Source organism: Streptomyces sp. NBC_01351, assembly GCF_036237315.1.
GTDB lineage: Bacteria > Actinomycetota > Actinomycetes > Streptomycetales > Streptomycetaceae > Streptomyces.
In genome coordinates this window covers 5,116,379-5,131,877 of record NZ_CP108356.1, presented here as the reverse complement: position 1 = coordinate 5,131,877, position 15,499 = coordinate 5,116,379, and the positions used below count along the sequence as shown (strand labels likewise).

General features: G+C 73.2%; 11 protein-coding genes. 4 read left to right on the top strand and 7 right to left on the bottom strand.

The window, feature by feature from the left end; genetic code table 11:
* The first annotated feature begins 120 nt into the window (after nt 1-120).
* Nucleotides 121-1,308 carry a globin domain-containing protein gene (locus tag OG625_RS23695; RefSeq protein WP_329384671.1) on the top strand — a complete coding sequence of 396 codons (1,188 nt, stop codon included), beginning with the start codon at nt 121-123 and terminating at the stop codon, nt 1,306-1,308.
* A 52-nt stretch (nt 1,309-1,360) separates the two neighbouring features.
* Here the strand turns inward: OG625_RS23695 and OG625_RS23690 are convergent, their stop codons facing one another.
* Nucleotides 1,361-2,398, bottom strand: a complete 1,038-nt coding sequence (locus OG625_RS23690; RefSeq protein WP_329384668.1) for a nucleoside triphosphate pyrophosphohydrolase — start codon at nt 2,396-2,398, stop codon at nt 1,361-1,363.
* A 9-nt stretch (nt 2,399-2,407) separates the two neighbouring features.
* Nucleotides 2,408-3,049 (bottom strand): SurA N-terminal domain-containing protein, encoded by a 642-nt coding sequence (locus tag OG625_RS23685; protein ID WP_329384666.1) that lies wholly within the window; start codon nt 3,047-3,049, stop codon nt 2,408-2,410.
* A 278-nt stretch (nt 3,050-3,327) separates the two neighbouring features.
* Here OG625_RS23685 and OG625_RS23680 point away from each other — a divergent pair, with 278 nt between their 5' ends.
* Nucleotides 3,328-5,706 carry a YfhO family protein gene (locus OG625_RS23680; protein ID WP_329384662.1) on the top strand — a complete coding sequence of 793 codons (2,379 nt, stop codon included), beginning with the start codon at nt 3,328-3,330 and terminating at the stop codon, nt 5,704-5,706.
* Here the strand turns inward: OG625_RS23680 and OG625_RS23675 are convergent.
* The 4 genes from OG625_RS23675 to OG625_RS23660 form a co-directional block, all read right to left on the bottom strand.
* Entirely contained in the window at nt 5,685-6,173 is a 489-nt protein-coding gene (locus OG625_RS23675) for an SUKH-3 domain-containing protein (protein WP_329384659.1), read from the bottom strand. The two genes, OG625_RS23680 and OG625_RS23675, sit on opposite strands and share 22 nt — an antisense overlap.
* Entirely contained in the window at nt 6,173-7,744 is a 1,572-nt protein-coding gene (locus tag OG625_RS23670; protein ID WP_329384657.1) for a protein kinase domain-containing protein, read from the bottom strand. The genes OG625_RS23675 and OG625_RS23670 overlap by 1 nt, the downstream gene beginning before the upstream one ends.
* On the bottom strand, nt 7,741-8,370 hold the full coding sequence (locus OG625_RS23665; protein ID WP_329384654.1) for a hypothetical protein: 630 nt from the start codon (nt 8,368-8,370) through the stop codon (nt 7,741-7,743). Before OG625_RS23665 ends, OG625_RS23670 begins: the two co-directional genes overlap by 4 nt.
* Before the next feature lie 119 nt (nt 8,371-8,489).
* Complete coding sequence (locus OG625_RS23660; protein WP_329384650.1) at nt 8,490-10,517, bottom strand: N-6 DNA methylase; 2,028 nt, start codon at nt 10,515-10,517, stop codon at nt 8,490-8,492.
* A 271-nt stretch (nt 10,518-10,788) separates the two neighbouring features.
* Here OG625_RS23660 and OG625_RS23655 point away from each other — a divergent pair, with 271 nt between their 5' ends.
* Both OG625_RS23655 and OG625_RS23650 read left to right on the top strand, forming a co-directional pair.
* Nucleotides 10,789-11,505 (top strand): hypothetical protein, encoded by a 717-nt coding sequence (locus OG625_RS23655; RefSeq protein WP_329384646.1) that lies wholly within the window; start codon nt 10,789-10,791, stop codon nt 11,503-11,505.
* 80 nt (nt 11,506-11,585) lie between these two features.
* A complete protein-coding gene (locus OG625_RS23650) occupies nt 11,586-11,759 on the top strand; it encodes an antitoxin (RefSeq protein WP_329384644.1) in 174 nt (57 codons plus the stop codon).
* Between the two features lie 71 nt (nt 11,760-11,830).
* On the opposite strand, the gene mfd is transcribed toward OG625_RS23650, so the two are convergent.
* The gene (gene mfd, locus OG625_RS23645) at nt 11,831-15,400 is read right to left on the bottom strand and encodes a transcription-repair coupling factor (RefSeq protein WP_329384641.1); all 3,570 of its coding nucleotides are present in this window, start codon (nt 15,398-15,400) and stop codon (nt 11,831-11,833) included.
* Nucleotides 15,401-15,499 lie beyond the last annotated feature (99 nt).

The window sequence follows — 15,499 nt, the reverse complement described above, 5'->3', positions numbered from 1 at the left end:
CCATCCCATATGGCCGGTTCGCCGCGGCTGTCCGTAGATGGGTCGACGCTTGACCTCACGGACTCCGCCATTCCTACTTTCGGTTTTGTGGATGTGAGGATCTTGAAAAGCAGTTTCGCGGTGGTGGAGAGACGGGCCGAACACGCGGTCAAGTTCTTCTACTCCCACCTGTTCTGGCACAACCCCGGAGTCCGTGATCTCTTCCCGGCCTCCTTCGAGGACATGGAAAGACAGCGGGACCGGCTCTTCGCCGCGCTCACGCACGTGATCGCCCACCTGGAGAACGAGAGCCTGGTCCCCTACCTGCGCGACCTGGGGCGCGACCACCGCAAGTTCATGGCCGGCCCCGAGCACTACGCGGCCGTCGGCTCCAGCCTGCTCGCCGCGCTCGCCGAGACCTCCGGCGACGCCTGGACCCCGCAGGTGGAGAAGGCGTGGACGGAGGCGTACCAGGTGATCGCCGACGCCATGATGGGCGGCGCCGCCACCAGCGAGGACCCCCCGTGGTGGGACGCGGAGGTCGTGCGCCACCTCCAGTACGGCCAGGACATCGGCGTCCTGACCCTCAGGCCCCTGCTCCCCTTCCCCTACCTCGCCGGCCAGTACACGAGCGTGAGCAGCGAACGGGTCCCCACGACCTGGCGCACGTACTCCATAGGCAACGCCCCGCGTCCCGACGGCACCGTCGACCTGCACGTCAGCCGGATCGACCGGGGCCGGCTCAGCAGCTCCCTGGTGCGCGAGACGCAGCCGGGCGACATGCTGCGGCTCGCCGCCCCCGGCGGGCAGCTGACCTTCCGCCGCGAGGACCGGCCGGTCAGCTTCATCGCCGCCGGCACCGGCTGGGCACCGATCCGGGCCATCCTGGAGGAGCTCGTGGAGCACCCTCCCGATCAGGACGTGCGGCTGTTCGTGGTGGCGCGGGACGCCGCACACCTCTACGACCGGCCGCTCATCGACGAGTACGCCGCCGCCTGCGGCTGGCTGAGCGTCACCTACATCACGCCCGCTCCCGGCCGGCACCGCAACCAGGCCACGGACCGGCTCGCCACCGCCCTCAGCAACCGGGGGCTCTGGCCCGACCAGGACGTCTACCTCAGCGGGCCGCCGCTGTTCATCAACGAGACCGCGTACCTCCTGGAGGAGCTCGGCGCCCCTCCCGGCCGGATCTTCTACGACTCCGTACCTGCCAGTGGCAAGGGCCACGGCCCCGGGTACGGGCGCCCGCTGGGCTTCGGCGAGTGGTTCCTGAACCGCCCGTCGCCGCACTGGCACGACCCGTCGAGCCGCGCGCCGAGGGACACCTGAAGCACCTGAGACACCTGAAGTACCCGACCCACCTGAACACCGCTGCTGGGGGCTACTCGCCGACGCCCTCGGCCGCACGGATCGCGTCCCGGTAGACGCGGGCCGCCGCCCGCAGAGCCGTCTCGGGGTCGATCCCCTCCTCCTCCGCGCGCGCCGCCAGCGCCAGCAGCTCGTACCCGACGCCCTCACCCGCGGGCAGCTCCACGGCCAGTTCCCCCGCACGGGCACGGCCGGCGAGCTTGGCCGCGAGCGCCAGACCGGGCTGGCCCAGCGGGATCCCGTCGGTGACCGACTCCCGCCGCTTCTCCGCCGCCTTGGTGCGCTGCCAGTGCTCGTGCACGTCTTCCGGGGTCTCGGCATCGGCGTCGCCGAACACGTGCGGATGCCGGTGGATCAGCTTCTCGACCAGGGTCCCGGCCACGTCGTCGATGGAGAACGCCTCGGCTGCGTCCTCGGCGTCCCCGATGCCCTCCTGCGCGATCCGCGCGTGGAAGACCACCTGGAGCAGGACGTCGCCGAGCTCCTCGCGCAGCTCCGTACGGTCCCCGGCCTCGATGGCCTCGACGAGTTCGTACGCCTCCTCGATCGCGTACTTCGCCAGGCCCTCGTGGGTCTGCTCCGAGGTCCACGGGCACTCCCGCCGGACCCGGTCCATCACCTGGACCACGTCGAGCAGGCGCGCGCCCGGCAGGTCGTACGAGCCCGGCAGCAGCTCCAGGTCCGGCATCGAGAAACGGCCCGAGCCGGCGAGCCGCGCCAGCCCGTCGGTGAGCCGCCGGTCGCCCTCCCCGCCCGGGAGCACGACGACCGTGCGGCCGCCCGCGCAGGCCTCGACCAGCGCGTGCGCGTCCGGGCTCGCCTGCTCGACCTCGATGCCGGCCTCCCGCAGGTACGGCAGCTGCGGGTGGCCGGGGTCGGCGCACAGCACCCGGTCCGCGGCGTGCAGGGTCTGCCACGCCGGCCACGACAGCACGCCGGGGGCGACCCGGTGGCTGGTGGTCAGCAGGACGATGCGGCCGGTGGGCTCGGCGGATGCCTGCTCGGCGGCGGAGGCGGCGGATGCGGGGTCGGCGGGTGCGTGGTCGGTCACCCTTCGAACCTACCTCTGCGGGACCGCCATCGGATCCACGGGGGCGCCTTCGGCCTGGGAGCGCTGGACGATCCAGGGGGTCTCCCCGGCACCGAGCTTGATCTGCTTGGCGTCCCAGGCTCCGTAGCGCGGGTTCACCTCGATGTGCAGGGCCTGCACGGCGGTCCGGGCGGGCTCTTCGAGCTTCCCGTTGCCGTACTTGGCGGTCAGCTTCGTCAGCAGCACCCGGTCCCGCAGGAAGCGGTCGGTCTGGCCCGGGGACATCGCGCCCTTCTGCAGGAGCAGCGCCTCGAACTGCTCGGTCCCGCCGTTCTCGGCGACGTACGCCTTGCGCTCCTCCTCGATGTCCTTCTCGGAGACCTCGATACCGGCGGTGTCGGCCATCTTGTCGATGATCCGGCTCTGGAGCATCGAGTCGAGCTTCTGCCGCTCCAGGTTCGGCGTGCTCGCGATGAGCTCGGCTGAGCCCTGCCCGGAACGGTTCTGCGCGTCCCGGACGTCGTTCACCTGAGCCTGGAGGGCGGAGGTCGTGATCCGTTCACCGCCGACCACGGCCGCGGTGCCGGGGCGGGTCTCGCCCGAGCAGGCGGCCAGCAGGGGGGCCGCCAGGAGCAGGGCGGCGGAGACGGAGATCGCTGTGCGACGGTGCAAAGGAGCCTCCAGGGCCGGGAGATTGTGCGTTCTTGCACAAGGCCGTGCGGTGATCGATGTTATGAGGTCAGGGTGATCGGGACCACCGGTTCGACCAACGATTCGCGCGCGGACTGAACACGCACCCGTTCATAGGGGAGTCGGCCTCCGCCCGCGTGTCCGGCGCGCCACCCGGTCACCCGTCCTGGGGACCCCGCCGCCCGGACGGCGGCCGCGTCGGCGGTTGGCCACCCGGAGGCCACCCTTCGGACACCCGGTGCTGCCAAGGTGCGCGCACTATGTCGACACCGCACCTCTCGCCGCGCAGCACACCGCGCCGAAGGAGCCTGCACGGCTCCGCACTCGCCGCGATGCTCACGGCGGTGGCCGTCTGCGCCGGGGACGCCGTCGCCCGCGTCTTCCCGTACGGGCCGCGCCATCGCAGCATCAACGACCTCGGCAACCAGTTCGTGCCCTTCCACGCGCAGTTGTGGGACCTCCTGCACGGCCGTGCGGAGGGCGGGCTGCTGTTCAACTGGCGCTCCGGGTACGGCACGAGCTTCCTGCCGGATCTGGGGACCTACCTGACCAGCCCGTTCGCCGTGCTGGTCGGACTGTTCCCGCGGGACGGCATAGACCTCGCGGTGTACGTGGTCACGGTGCTCAAGACGGCGGCCGCGGCGGCGGCCATGGCCTGGCTGCTGCGCACCCAGCGGCGCGGCCCGTGGTGGGCGGCGGGGCTGCTCGGTGCCTCGTACGCGCTGTGCGGCTGGTCGGTGATCGAGGCCTCCTACAACCCGATGTGGCTGGACGGGCTGATCGCCTTCCCCCTGCTCTGCCTGACCGGCGAGTGGGCGCTGCGCGGGCGCCGCCTCGTGCTCGGCGTGCTGGTCGTGGCCCTCTGCTGGACGGCGAACTTCTACACCGCCTACATGGCGACGCTGGGCGCCGCCCTGGTGGTGCTCGTACGGGTGGCACTGGCGCGGGAGGGAGTCCGGGAGCGCCTGGCCGTGGTCGGGCGGGCGGCCGGGACGACCGTGCTGGGGATCGCCCTCTCCGCTCCGGTACTGCTCCCGCTGTTCCTCAGCTCCGGGCAGGCCTACCCGGGGTGGGTCAAGGAGTTCCGGCCGGTGTCCTGGGCCGACCTGTTCGCCCGGCTGCTGCCGGCCACGTACTCCTTCTCCTCCCCCGCCGTCTTCGTCGGCACCGGCACGCTGCTGCTGGTGGCCGCGCTGCCCTTCCACCGGGCCGTGCCGCTGCGGACCCGGCTGTGCTGGGCGGGGCTGACCGCGACCGTGGCGCTCTCCCTCCAGTGGGCGCCGACGCACCTGGCCTGGCACCTCTTCGCGACCCCGAACGGCAGCCCGTACCGGCAGACCTTCGTCCTGGCGGGCATCGCGGTGATCGCCGCCTGGGCCGGGCTGGCGGCCGGCCTGCCGGGGCTGCGGGCGCTGGCCGCCGGGGCCGGGCTGCTCACGGCGGCGGCCCTGTGGGCGGCCGACAGCCCCCTCACGACCCGCCTCGGCCATGTGCTGTTCGCGGGCGGGCTGGTGCTGGCGGGCGCCGCCTGGTGGGCGCTGCGCCACCGCCGGCTGCTCCTCCCGGCGGCGGCCGTACTCGCGGCGGTGCTCGCCGGGCAGGCAGCCGCGACGACCGCGTACGGCCACAAGGGCAAGCTCGGCGGCCTCGACGACTACCCGTCCTGGACCTCGGCCCACACCGCGCGCTCCGAGGCCCTGGCGGGCGCCGAGGGCTGGCCCGCGTACCGCACCGACCCGAGCCGGCCGGCCCTGACGGGCAACGACCCGATGCTGCTGGGCGGAGAGGGCGGCGCGTACTACAGCAGCCACACCCCGGCGGTGTTCACGAACACCATGGTGGCCCTGGGCGCCGGCTGGACCTCGCGCGGGCGCAACGTCCAGAGCATCGACAACCCGGTGACGGACGCCGTCTTCTCGGTCGGCGCCCGCCTCCAGCCCGACGGCACGGTCCGCCGCGCGGAGGTGCCGCCGCTGGTGACGACCCGTCCGCCCGGCGCGCCCCTGTCCTACGGCGACTCGCCCTTCGCCAACCAGGAGCTGCTGCTGGGCGCGAGGGTGTACGAGGACCCGCAGGCGCCCGGGGTCTGCCGCGCGGGCACCGAGGCCTACCTGTGGGCCCCCGAGTACAACGCGACGGCCCGCCTCGCCGACGGCCCCGCCTTCCGGCTGAACGGCAACGCGCCCCGCAACCGGGCGGCCGTCCAGCCGCTGGGAGTCTCCCGCGGGCCCTCCTCGGCGCTGGTCTTCGACGTGGCCGCGCCGCCCCGCTGGACCCTGTCCTGCCTGGACCGCTCGCGGCTCGACCCGGCGGTGGCCGCCCTGCGCGCCACGGCGGCGACCTCGGTGCGGGTCGGCTCCTCGGAGGTGCGGGCCACGCTGCCCCCGGGCGCCACGGGCACGGCGGTGCTCTCCGTCCCGGCGATCGCGGGCTGGACCTGCAACGACCGCCCGGCCTCGGCCCACCTGGGCCTGGTCGCGGTCCCGCTGGACGGCCGCACCACCTCCGTCAGCTGCTCCTTCCGCCCGCCGGGCCTGGTGCCGGGCGCGGCCGTGGCGGGGGCGGCGGTGCTGGTGCTGCTCGCACTGGTCGCGGCCGGACGGATCCGGGCCGGCCGTCAGCGGGGCGGGACGGCGTAGAAGTCCTCCGCGAAGGGGCCGCCGAAGAGGGGCCCGCCGAAGGCCTCGTACTTCTCCGCGCCCACGTAGTGGAGCTCTTCCCAGAATTCGTAGAAGAACCGCCCGGTCTCGTCGATGTAGAAGCGGGCACCCTCGTCCAGGTCGTAACCGATCGGGAAGACCCGCAGGCCCAGGCCCCGGGCAAGCTCGGCGGCCTCTTCGGGCTCGTCCCGGGAGGGGAGGTCCGGGTCGAAGAGGAGGCGGTCCCTGGGGCGGTCGCCCAGCCGCATGGCGACGCCCCCGTGCTCGCGGAGGAAGTCCGCCGCCGCCGGGAAGAGCTCCAGGTCGTAGCGGCCGTCCTCGCGGTACGCCGCGAGGACCGGCGCCACCAGGGCGGCGAGGCCGTCCTCACCGATGTCCCGGCCGGGGTGCCAGCCGCCTTGGGTGAAGTTGGCGTCGACCCACTCCGGGGGGCGGGGCCACCCCATCAGCGCACCTGCCCCAGCCAGTGCAGGGTCCGGCGTACCTCGGAGGGGAAGGGGTGGGCCGGGCCGTGCAGGCGTTCCGCGTCGAAGAGCAGCCGGGCCAGGGTGTCGTGCGCGGCCTGGCGGTCGCCGAGGGAGAGCTGCAGGTGCGCTATCCGGCGGCGGATCTCCAGGGGCAGCCCCGGGTCCGGGTTGGCGTAGTGGTTCTCGAAGAGCGGGAGCAGCGAGCGGTACTCCGCCAGGGCGGCAGCCGGTTCGCCGAGCTGCTCCAGGCACTGGGCCGAGTCGTAGCGGAAGCGCAGGGCCTGCGGGTCGCCGGCCGGGAACTCGTCGGCGAGGCGGCGCAGTTCGGGCAGGGCCCGGCGGTACTGGCCGTCGTCCATCAGCGTGGCCGCGTACTGCTTGCGCAGGGAGCGGACCACCGGCGAGTGCTCCCCGTGCTGGGCGACGGCCGCCGGGAGGATGCCGCCGAGGATGTCCACGGCCTGGGTGAGGCGGCCCTGGGAGAGCAGTTGGCGGGCCTGGTCCACGGCGCCCGGGATGTCCGGCTTCGCGGGCGCCGTCGGCGGCGCGCTCGGCCGGGGCGGGGCCCCGGGGACGCTCTGGGCGGGGACGCTCGGGGCGCCGGGGAAACCGGGGGACCCGGTCACGGCCGGAGCGCGGTCGGGCCAGGGGGCCTGGGGGCGCAGGAACGGGCGGGTCGGGTCGAGCGGCCCGGTCGGGGCGGCGCTGCCGCGGGCGGGCAGCAGGGGGGTGAGGGCCTCGTAGACCTCCTGCGCGGAACCGGGGCGGTCCTGCGGGTCCTTGGCGAGGAGGCGCAGCAGGAGCGCCTCCAGCTCCGCCGGGATCTCGGGGCGCAGCCCGCGCACCGGGAGCGGGGGCTCGTAGAGGTGGCGGTGCAGGACGCCGAGGGCGGTGGATCCGGCGAAGGGGACGTTGCCGCTGAGGAGTTCGTACAGCAGCACGCCGAGTGCGTAGAGGTCGGTGTACGGGCCCACCGCGCCGCCCATGGCCTGTTCGGGCGCCATGTAGGCGGGGCTGCCGATGGGCGAGCCGGTGCTGGTGAGGCGGGTGGTGTCGGTGTCCATCACCGAGGCCACGCCGAGGTCCAGGACGAGCACGGTGCCGTCGGGACGGATCATCACGTTGCGCGGCTTCAGGTCCCGGTGGACGATCGGCACCGCGTGCACGGCCGACAGCACCCCGCACAGTTGCGCGACGACGGAGACCGCCCACGGCCAGGGGTACGGATCGTGTTCGGCGAGGTGGTCGGCGAGGTCAGCGCCCTCGACGTACCCCATGACCAGGTAGAGCTCGTCGCCGTCGCTGCCGGCGTCGTGCACGGTGACCAGCCCGGGGTGGTCGACCTGGGCCGTGACCCGGCACTCGCGCACGAAGCGGCGGCGCAGCTCCTCGGCGACGGTGCCGGGGCCGGCCACCTTGTCGGGGCGCAGCAGTTTGACCGCGACCCGCCGGTCGAGGCGCCGGTCGTAGGCCGTCCAGACCTGGCCCATGCCGCCCTGGCCGAGAATGGTGGCGAGCTGGTAGCGGTCGCCGATGAGCCGGTCGGTCACTGGTGCGGGTCCTGGAACGAGCTCGGGTGCGGGTTCGGGGTCTGGCCGGGGTTCTGGTTCGGGCCCTGCTGCTTGCGCAGCAGCTCGCTGAGTTCGTCGAGTTCGGCGCGGACCTGCCCGATGCGCGGGGCGGCGGGCGCCTGCGGGGGCACCTGTGGCGGTACCTGCATCTGGCCCGGGACCGGGGTGGGGGCCTGGGCCGGGTATCCGTAGCCGGGGATGGTCTGCTGCGTCTGGCCGTACGCCGGCCCGGGCTGCGCCGGGTACCAGTGCGCGGCCGCGTTGGCGACCTCGTGGTGGCGGATGTCCATGGTGAGGAAGTAGACGCAGCTCCCGAAGGCGGTGAGCAGGATGCCGATGAAGGCCAGGTTGCCCTGCCAGGCGTCGTCGTCGGGCGTCTGGTCGATCTCGATCAGCGTGACCCACAGGGCGCAGAGCGCGATCGAGGTGCCCATCATCACCCAGTCGCGGATCCTGCGGGTCAGCAGCGCCAGCCGCAGCATCGAGGCCCAGGCCAGGAAGCCGCAGCTCAGGATGGGGAGCAGCGTGAACAGCACGCGCAGTGCCACCACTCCCCCGGAAGTGGGCCGGGGACCTTGCTGCGGCGGGATGCCGGGGCCGTGCATCGCTGCTCCTGACGGGCCGTGCGGAAACGCTTGCGCGTCTGAGCGTATAAGCCTTTCCGGCGGGCGGTGAGGGGGTGGGCCCAACCGTTGCACGCTCGCAGCACACCCGCCCGCCGGTCCTACCGGTCCGGCGTGACCTTGCCGTCCGACAGGCCGTCGTAGAGGCCTTGTACGAGCTGTTCGCCGAGCCGTCCCGCCAGTCGCAGGGCGTCCTCGAACTCGGCGAGCGCACGGAACCGGGCTCCGTAGCCGCGCTGTTCGGCCAGCGGCTGGCGGGGCAGCCGGAGCCGGCGCACGTCGAGCCGGGTGGCGGTGGAGGCGTGGCTGCTGGCGCGGCGGGTGCCCGCGGTGCCGCGCAGGAATCCGGCCAGGAACCACGGGTCGAGCGCGGCCGGGTCGGGGCGCAGCAGCACGAGGCCCCGGCCGGGGACCGCACCCGCGGTGTCCTCGGAGACCACGCGGGCGACGGAGGCGATGCCGACGACGGGGACGAGGACGTCGCCGGGGGCGGTGAGGACGGGCTCGTCGGGGCCGGCAGCCAGGATTCCCGAGGGGGCCGTTCCGGCGTAGACGTCCTGTTCGGTGAGGACGGGGGCGCTGCCGGAGCCGGCGCCGGTGCCGGTGTGCAGCTCCAGCGCTCCGGCGCGGGCGAGTTCCCCGATGGTGGTCAGCGGGGGCCGGGCCGCCGCTCCGGCGGGCGGGACGGCGGGCGGCGGGGTGAGCCGGGTCGCCCGGTCGAGGGTCTCGGTGAGCCGCTGCCGTACGGCGGTCAGCTCGGCCGGGCCGCCGCCGGCGGCGGGCGGGGGCAGGTGGCGGGCCGGGGTGAGGTCCACGTCGTCGTCGAGCAGCTCGACGACGGGCACGACGCGGGTGGTGCCCGGCACTTCCTGCACGGTCCCGGTGCGGTCGTACGCGGCCCAGGCGGCCTCCACCGCGCCGTCCCCGGCGGCCGAACCGTCGATGAGGAGCAGACCGGCGGGGGGCGCCGTCTGCGGGGCGGGCCTGCGCAGGACCCACAGGTGCAGGGGGATCCCGTACGGGGGCGCGGCCCCCGCCGGGAGGCCGACGACGGCCCGCAGCGCGCCGCGGCGCAGCAGGTCGGCGCGGATGCGGCGGCCCGAGCGGCGGGCGGCGACGGCGGGCGGCATGAGCAGGACGGCGGTGCCGCCCTCGCGCAGGTGGGCCAGGCAGTGCTGGACCCAGGCGAGCTCGGATTCGGTGCGGGCGGGGAAGCCGTACTCCCAGCGGGGGTCGTAGGCCAGTTCCTCGTGCCCCCAGTTGCGTTCGTTGAACGGGGGGTGGCAGAGCACGGCGTCGACGGCCTCGCCCGTGAAGGCGTCGGCGCGCAGGCTGTCGGCGGCGGCCGCGCGGACCGGGGCCGGTCCCCCGAGGGCCAGGCGCAGCGCGGTGAGGGCTGCGAGTTCGGGCGAGGAGTCCTGCGCGTACAGGGCGGCGCCCCCGCCGGCGGCGCTGACGGCCCGCAGCAGGGTGCCCGTGCCGCAGGCGGGATCGAGCACGGTGCGGGCCGCCGGGCCGGCGAGGGCGGCCATGAGCGAAGCGAGGCCGTCCGGAGTGAGCGTGTACTGGCGGGGGTTGGCGTCGAGGTGGCGGCCGAGGAGGAACTCGAAGGCCTCGCGGGCGCCGAGTTCGGCGGCGAGTTCGGCGGCGGCCCGCAGCAGGGGCGGGGCGGCGGGGCGCAGCGGGACCTCGTCGAGGGCGTGGCCGGGGCCGAGGCGGGCGCGGAGCACCTCGTCGAGGACGGGCCGCAGCAGTTCGCCCATGCGCTCGTCGGGGGCGGCGGCCACCTTCAGCCACTCGGCGGGCCGTTCCCGTACGACGAGCAGCGCGCCGCCGGCCTTGACGAGCGCGGTGACCGCCCCGCCGGGGTGGGCGGAGATCTGCTGCCAGACGCGTTCGCGCAGCGGTACCTCGGCGAGCTTGCCCTGGGCGCGCAGCCACTGTTCGACCTCGGGGAGGGCGAAGGAGGGGCTGGTCTCGGTACCGCCGACGGGCTTGGGGAAGTCGGCATGGCGGCGGCGCCAGTTGCTGACGGCGGCCCGGCCGACTCCGGCGAGGCGGGCAACGTCGGCCGCGGTCACTTCGGCGGGGGGCTGGGGGGCGTGGGGGGCGCCGATCTCCTCGGACATGCCGGGGAGCATACCCGTTCACACGCAAGAGACTCATTCACAGCGTGAACTCAATTTCCCTGACACGCATGGTTGACTCGGTTCACAAGCATCTGGTCTGATCGCTACATCACACAGAGAACACCCAGCGGCCGGACGCGCCGGAGAGCCGGCCCGACCCCGCCCGACGCGCCCGACCCGGTCCCGACAATCGGACCCTCACCTTCCGCTTGACCGGCCGCTCCCTCTACCCTTCCCCCCGCCCCACCTTCCTGCCTCGGAGAGTCCCCCCATGCGCATTGCCAACCGCCCGATCCTCACCGCCGCCGCCCTCGCCTGCGCCGCCACCCTCGGACTCACCGGATGCTCCGCGTCCGGCCCGTTCCCCGACCTGAGCGGCTCCCAGGTCGCCGACAAGTCCGTCGCCGCCCTGCGCGGCACGGACTCGCTCACCGTCAGCGGAAACGTCTGGGACGACGGCAAGCAGATGCAGCTGAACATGGCGGTCAGCAAGAGCGGCGACTGCAAGGGCTCGATCTCCACCCCGGACGGCGCCTTCGAGCTGATCCGCAACGCCGAGTTCGTCTTCATCAAGGCCGACGAGCCCTTCTACCGCGCCCAGATGAAGGACCTGCCCAAGGAGCAGGCGGACGCGGCGGTCAAGATGCTGGCGGGCAACTGGCTGAAGTCGAAGGCGGCGGACGAGGACTCGAAGGAACTGTCCGCCCTGTGCGACCTGGACGAGCTCCTCACGGAGTTCGACGACAGCAAGGGCGCCCAGAAGGGCAAGGTCACCACGGTCGACGGCAAGCAGGCCCTCACCCTGACGACGAAGACCACCGACGGCACCGAGACCCTGCTGGTGGCCACCGAGGGCGAGCCGTACCTGCTCAAGGCGACGAACACCGGCAAGGAGCCTGCGGAGATCTCCTTCACCCGGTTCAACGAGCCGGTGCAGGCCGACGCCCCGACCGGCAAGGACGTCATCGACGCCGACGAAATGGGCTAAACAGGATGAACACCCCGCAACGGGCGAACCATCCTAAACCCGGGTACCGTCGCAGACGGGAAACGGAAGGAGCCCGTGACATGGGGATCTTCGACAGGTTCAGGGACCAGGCGAAGGACAAGGCCAAGAACGTCTCCGACAACCTCGAACAAGAGGCCAACGAGAAGACGGGCGGCAAGTACGCCGACCACGTCGACAAGGGCCAGCAGATGATGGAAGAAAAGCTGGGCATCGACGACGACCCGAAGAAATAGCCGCGCGAAGAGGCCGGGCCCCGACGGGCCCGGCCTCTTCGGCGGCCTCTTCGGCCCTCAGGCCGCGTGCCTCACGATCCGAGGATCGTGGCGAGGAACTCCCCGGTCCAGGCCAGCAGTTCCCGGCCGACCAGCGGCTTCCCGCCGACCTTCCCCGTCTTCGGACGCGGGATCAGCACCTGCGAGGTGGCGGGCTTCAGCACCGAGCCGGGATAGAGCCGCTTCAGGCGCAGCTCCTGCGACTCGCGCAACTCCACCGGCCCGAAACGGATGTTGGGGCCCTGGAGGGTGATGTCGCCGACCCCGCACGCACGGGCCAGCATCCGCAGGCCCGCCACGAGCAGCAGGTTCTCCACCGGCTCCGGCAGCTTGCCGTAGCGGTCGGTGAGCTCCTCGCGGACCGCCTTGACGTCCGCCTCGGAGTTGGCGGCGGCGATGGACCGGTACGCCTGCAGGCGCAGCCGCTCGCCGGGCGCGTAGTCGTGCGGGACGTGCGCGTCGACCGGCAGCTCGATCTTGACCTCCAGCGGCGGCTCCTCCTCCACCCCGCCCTCCACGGCGGCCCGGTAGTCGGCCACGGCCTCGCCGACCATGCGGATGTACAGGTCGAAGCCGACGCCCGCGATGTGGCCGGACTGCTCCCCGCCCAGCAGGTTGCCCGCGCCGCGGATCTCCAGGTCCTTCATGGCCACGTACATGCCGGCGCCCATCTCGGTGTGCTGGGCGATCGTCGCGAGCCGCTCGTGCGCGGTCTCCGTCAGCGGCTTCTCCGGCGGGTACAGGAAGTACGCGTACCCGCGCTCGCGGCCACGGCCCACGCGGCCGCGCAGCTGGTGCAGCTGGGAGAGGCCGAAGTTGTCGCCGCGCTCCACGATCAGGGTGTTCGCGTTGGAGATGTCGATGCCGGACTCGACGATCGTCGTCGACACCAGCACGTCGAACTTCTTCTCCCAGAAGTCCACCACGACCTGTTCCAGGGCCTGTTCGGACATCTGGCCGTGGGCCGTCGCGATCCGCGCCTCGGGCACGATCTCGCGCAGCTTCGCGGCCGCCCGGTCGATGGACTCGACCCGGTTGTGGATGTAGAAGCACTGGCCCTCGCGGAGCAGTTCGCGGCGGATGGCCGCGCCGATCTGCTTCTCCTCGTACGGGCCGACGAAGGTGAGGACCGGGTGGCGCTCCTCGGGCGGGGTGGTGATCGTCGACATCTCGCGGATGCCGGTCACCGCCATCTCCAGGGTGCGCGGGATCGGCGTCGCGGACATCGTCAGCACGTCCACGTTGGCGCGCAGCTTCTTCAGCTGCTCCTTGTGCTCGACGCCGAACCGCTGCTCCTCGTCGACGATGACCAGGCCCAGGTCCTTGAACTTGGTCTCCTGCGAGAAGAGCCGGTGCGTGCCGATGACGATGTCGACCGCACCCTCCTTCAGCCCCTCCAGGGTGGCCTTCGACTCCGTCTCGCTCTGGAAGCGCGACAGGGCCTTCACGTTGACCGGGAACTGGCTGTAGCGCTCGGAGAAGGTGCCGAAGTGCTGCTGCACGAGGAGGGTCGTCGGCACGAGGACGGCGACCTGCTTGCCGTCCTGGACCGCCTTGAAGGCGGCGCGCACCGCGATCTCGGTCTTGCCGTAGCCGACGTCGCCGCAGATCAGCCGGTCCATGGGGACGGACTTCTCCATGTCCTCCTTGACCTCGGCGATGGTGGTGAGCTGGTCGGGCGTCTCCGCGTACGGGAAGGCGTCCTCCAGCTCGCGCTGCCAGGGGGTGTCCGGGCCGAAGGTGTGGCCGGGGGCGGCCATGCGGGCGCTGTACAGCTTGATGAGGTCGGCGGCGATCTCCTTGACCGCCTTCTTCGCCCGCGCCTTGGTCTTGGTCCAGTCGGCGCCGCCGAGCCGGTGCAGGGTCGGGGCCTCGCCGCCGACGTACTTGGTGACCTGCTCCAGCTGGTCGGTGGGGATGTACAGCCGGTCGCCGGGCTGGCCGCGCTTGGCCGGCGCGTACTCGACGAGGAGGTACTCGCGGGTGGCGCCCTGGACGGTGCGCTGCACCATCTCGATGTAGCGGCCGACGCCGTGCTGCTCGTGGACGATGTAGTCGCCGACCTCCAGGGTCAGCGGGTCGATCGACTTGCGGCGCCGGGTCGGCATCCGGCCGAGGTCCTTGGTGGCGGTGCGCTGCCCGGTCAGGTCGGTCTCGGTCAGCACCGCGATCTTCAGCGCCGGGTCGACGAACCCGTTGTCGAGGGAGCCGCAGGCGACGTGCACGATCGAGGGCTCCAGCGCCCCCAGGTCCGCCTCCAGCCGGGCCGCGAGGCCCTCGCCGCCGAGCACCTCGACGGTACGGGCGGCCGGGCCGTGGCCCTCGGTGAGGTAGACGGTGTGCCAGCCGTCGGCGATCCAGCCCTTGGTGTCGGCGAGCGCGCGGGCGGTGTCGCCGCGGTAGGCCTCAGGGGCGTGCATGCCGAGCTTGAGGGTGCCCACCGACTCGCCGGCTGATGTCAACGTGCCGCCCAGGTCCGCCTCGTCGGCGGCGAACGGGGACACGGACCACCACATCATGCCCAGCTCGCGCGCGCGCTCCCGTACGTCGGCGATCCCGCGCAGCGAGGCCGCGCCGACGTCGATGGGGGCCTCGCCGCCACCGGCGGTGGCCGCCCAGGAGGCCATCAGGAACTCCTGGCTCGTCGCCACCAGGTCCGAGGCCCGGGTCCGCACCCGCTCGGGATCGCACACCACGGCCATCGCCCCGGCGGGCAGCACGTCGATCAGCAGCTCCATGTCGTCGACCAGGACCGGTGCGAGGGACTCCATGCCCTCGACCGCGATCCCCTCGGCGATCTTGTTCAGCAGTTCACCGAGCTCGGGGTGCGCCTCGGCGAGGGCCGCGGCCCGCTCCCGCACCTCGTCCGTCAGCAGCAGCTCACGGCAGGGCGGGGCCCACAGCCCGTGCTCGGCGACCTCCAGGGACCGCTGGTCGGCGACCTTGAAGTAGCGGATCTCCTCGACCTCGTCGCCCCAGAACTCGATGCGCAGCGGATGTTCCTCGGTGGGCGGGAACACGTCGAGGATGCCGCCGCGCACGGCGAACTCGCCGCGCTTCTCGACGAGCTCGACCCGCGCGTACGCGGCGGCGGCCAGGGCGGCCGTGATCTCCCCGAGATCGACGCTCTGCCCCTGCCGCAGGCTCACCGGCACCAGCTCCCCGAGCCCCTTGACCTGGGGCTGGAGCACGGAGCGAATGGGCGCCACCACGATGCTGACGGGACCGGCGGCCGGGTCGTCCTTGCTGGGGTGCACGAGCCGGCGCAGCACGGCGAGCCGGCGGCCCACGGTGTCGCTGCGCGGGCTGAGCCGTTCGTGCGGGAGCGTCTCCCAGGACGGGTAGTCCACGACCGAGCTCTCGAGTTCCCGCGGCATCAGGGAACGCAGGGCCGCCGCCAGGTCCTCGGCCTCCCGCCCGGTGGCGGTGACCGCGAGCACGGTCCGCCCGGTCTGCCGGGCCAGCGCGGCGATCACGAACGGGCGCGCCGCACCGGGACCGACCACATCGACGTGCATGCGGTTGCCGTCCCCGGCCGCGGTGACCGCTTCGGCGAGCGCGGGATCCCGGGTGACGGCGTCGAGCAGTCCGTGCAGGCTCATGTAGCGGCTTCCATCCGGTGAAGGGGCAACGCGAAGGACCCGACACGTCGTACGGGCCGGGGGTTCCCACCCTACGACGCGCCGGTGACGGCCGCGCGA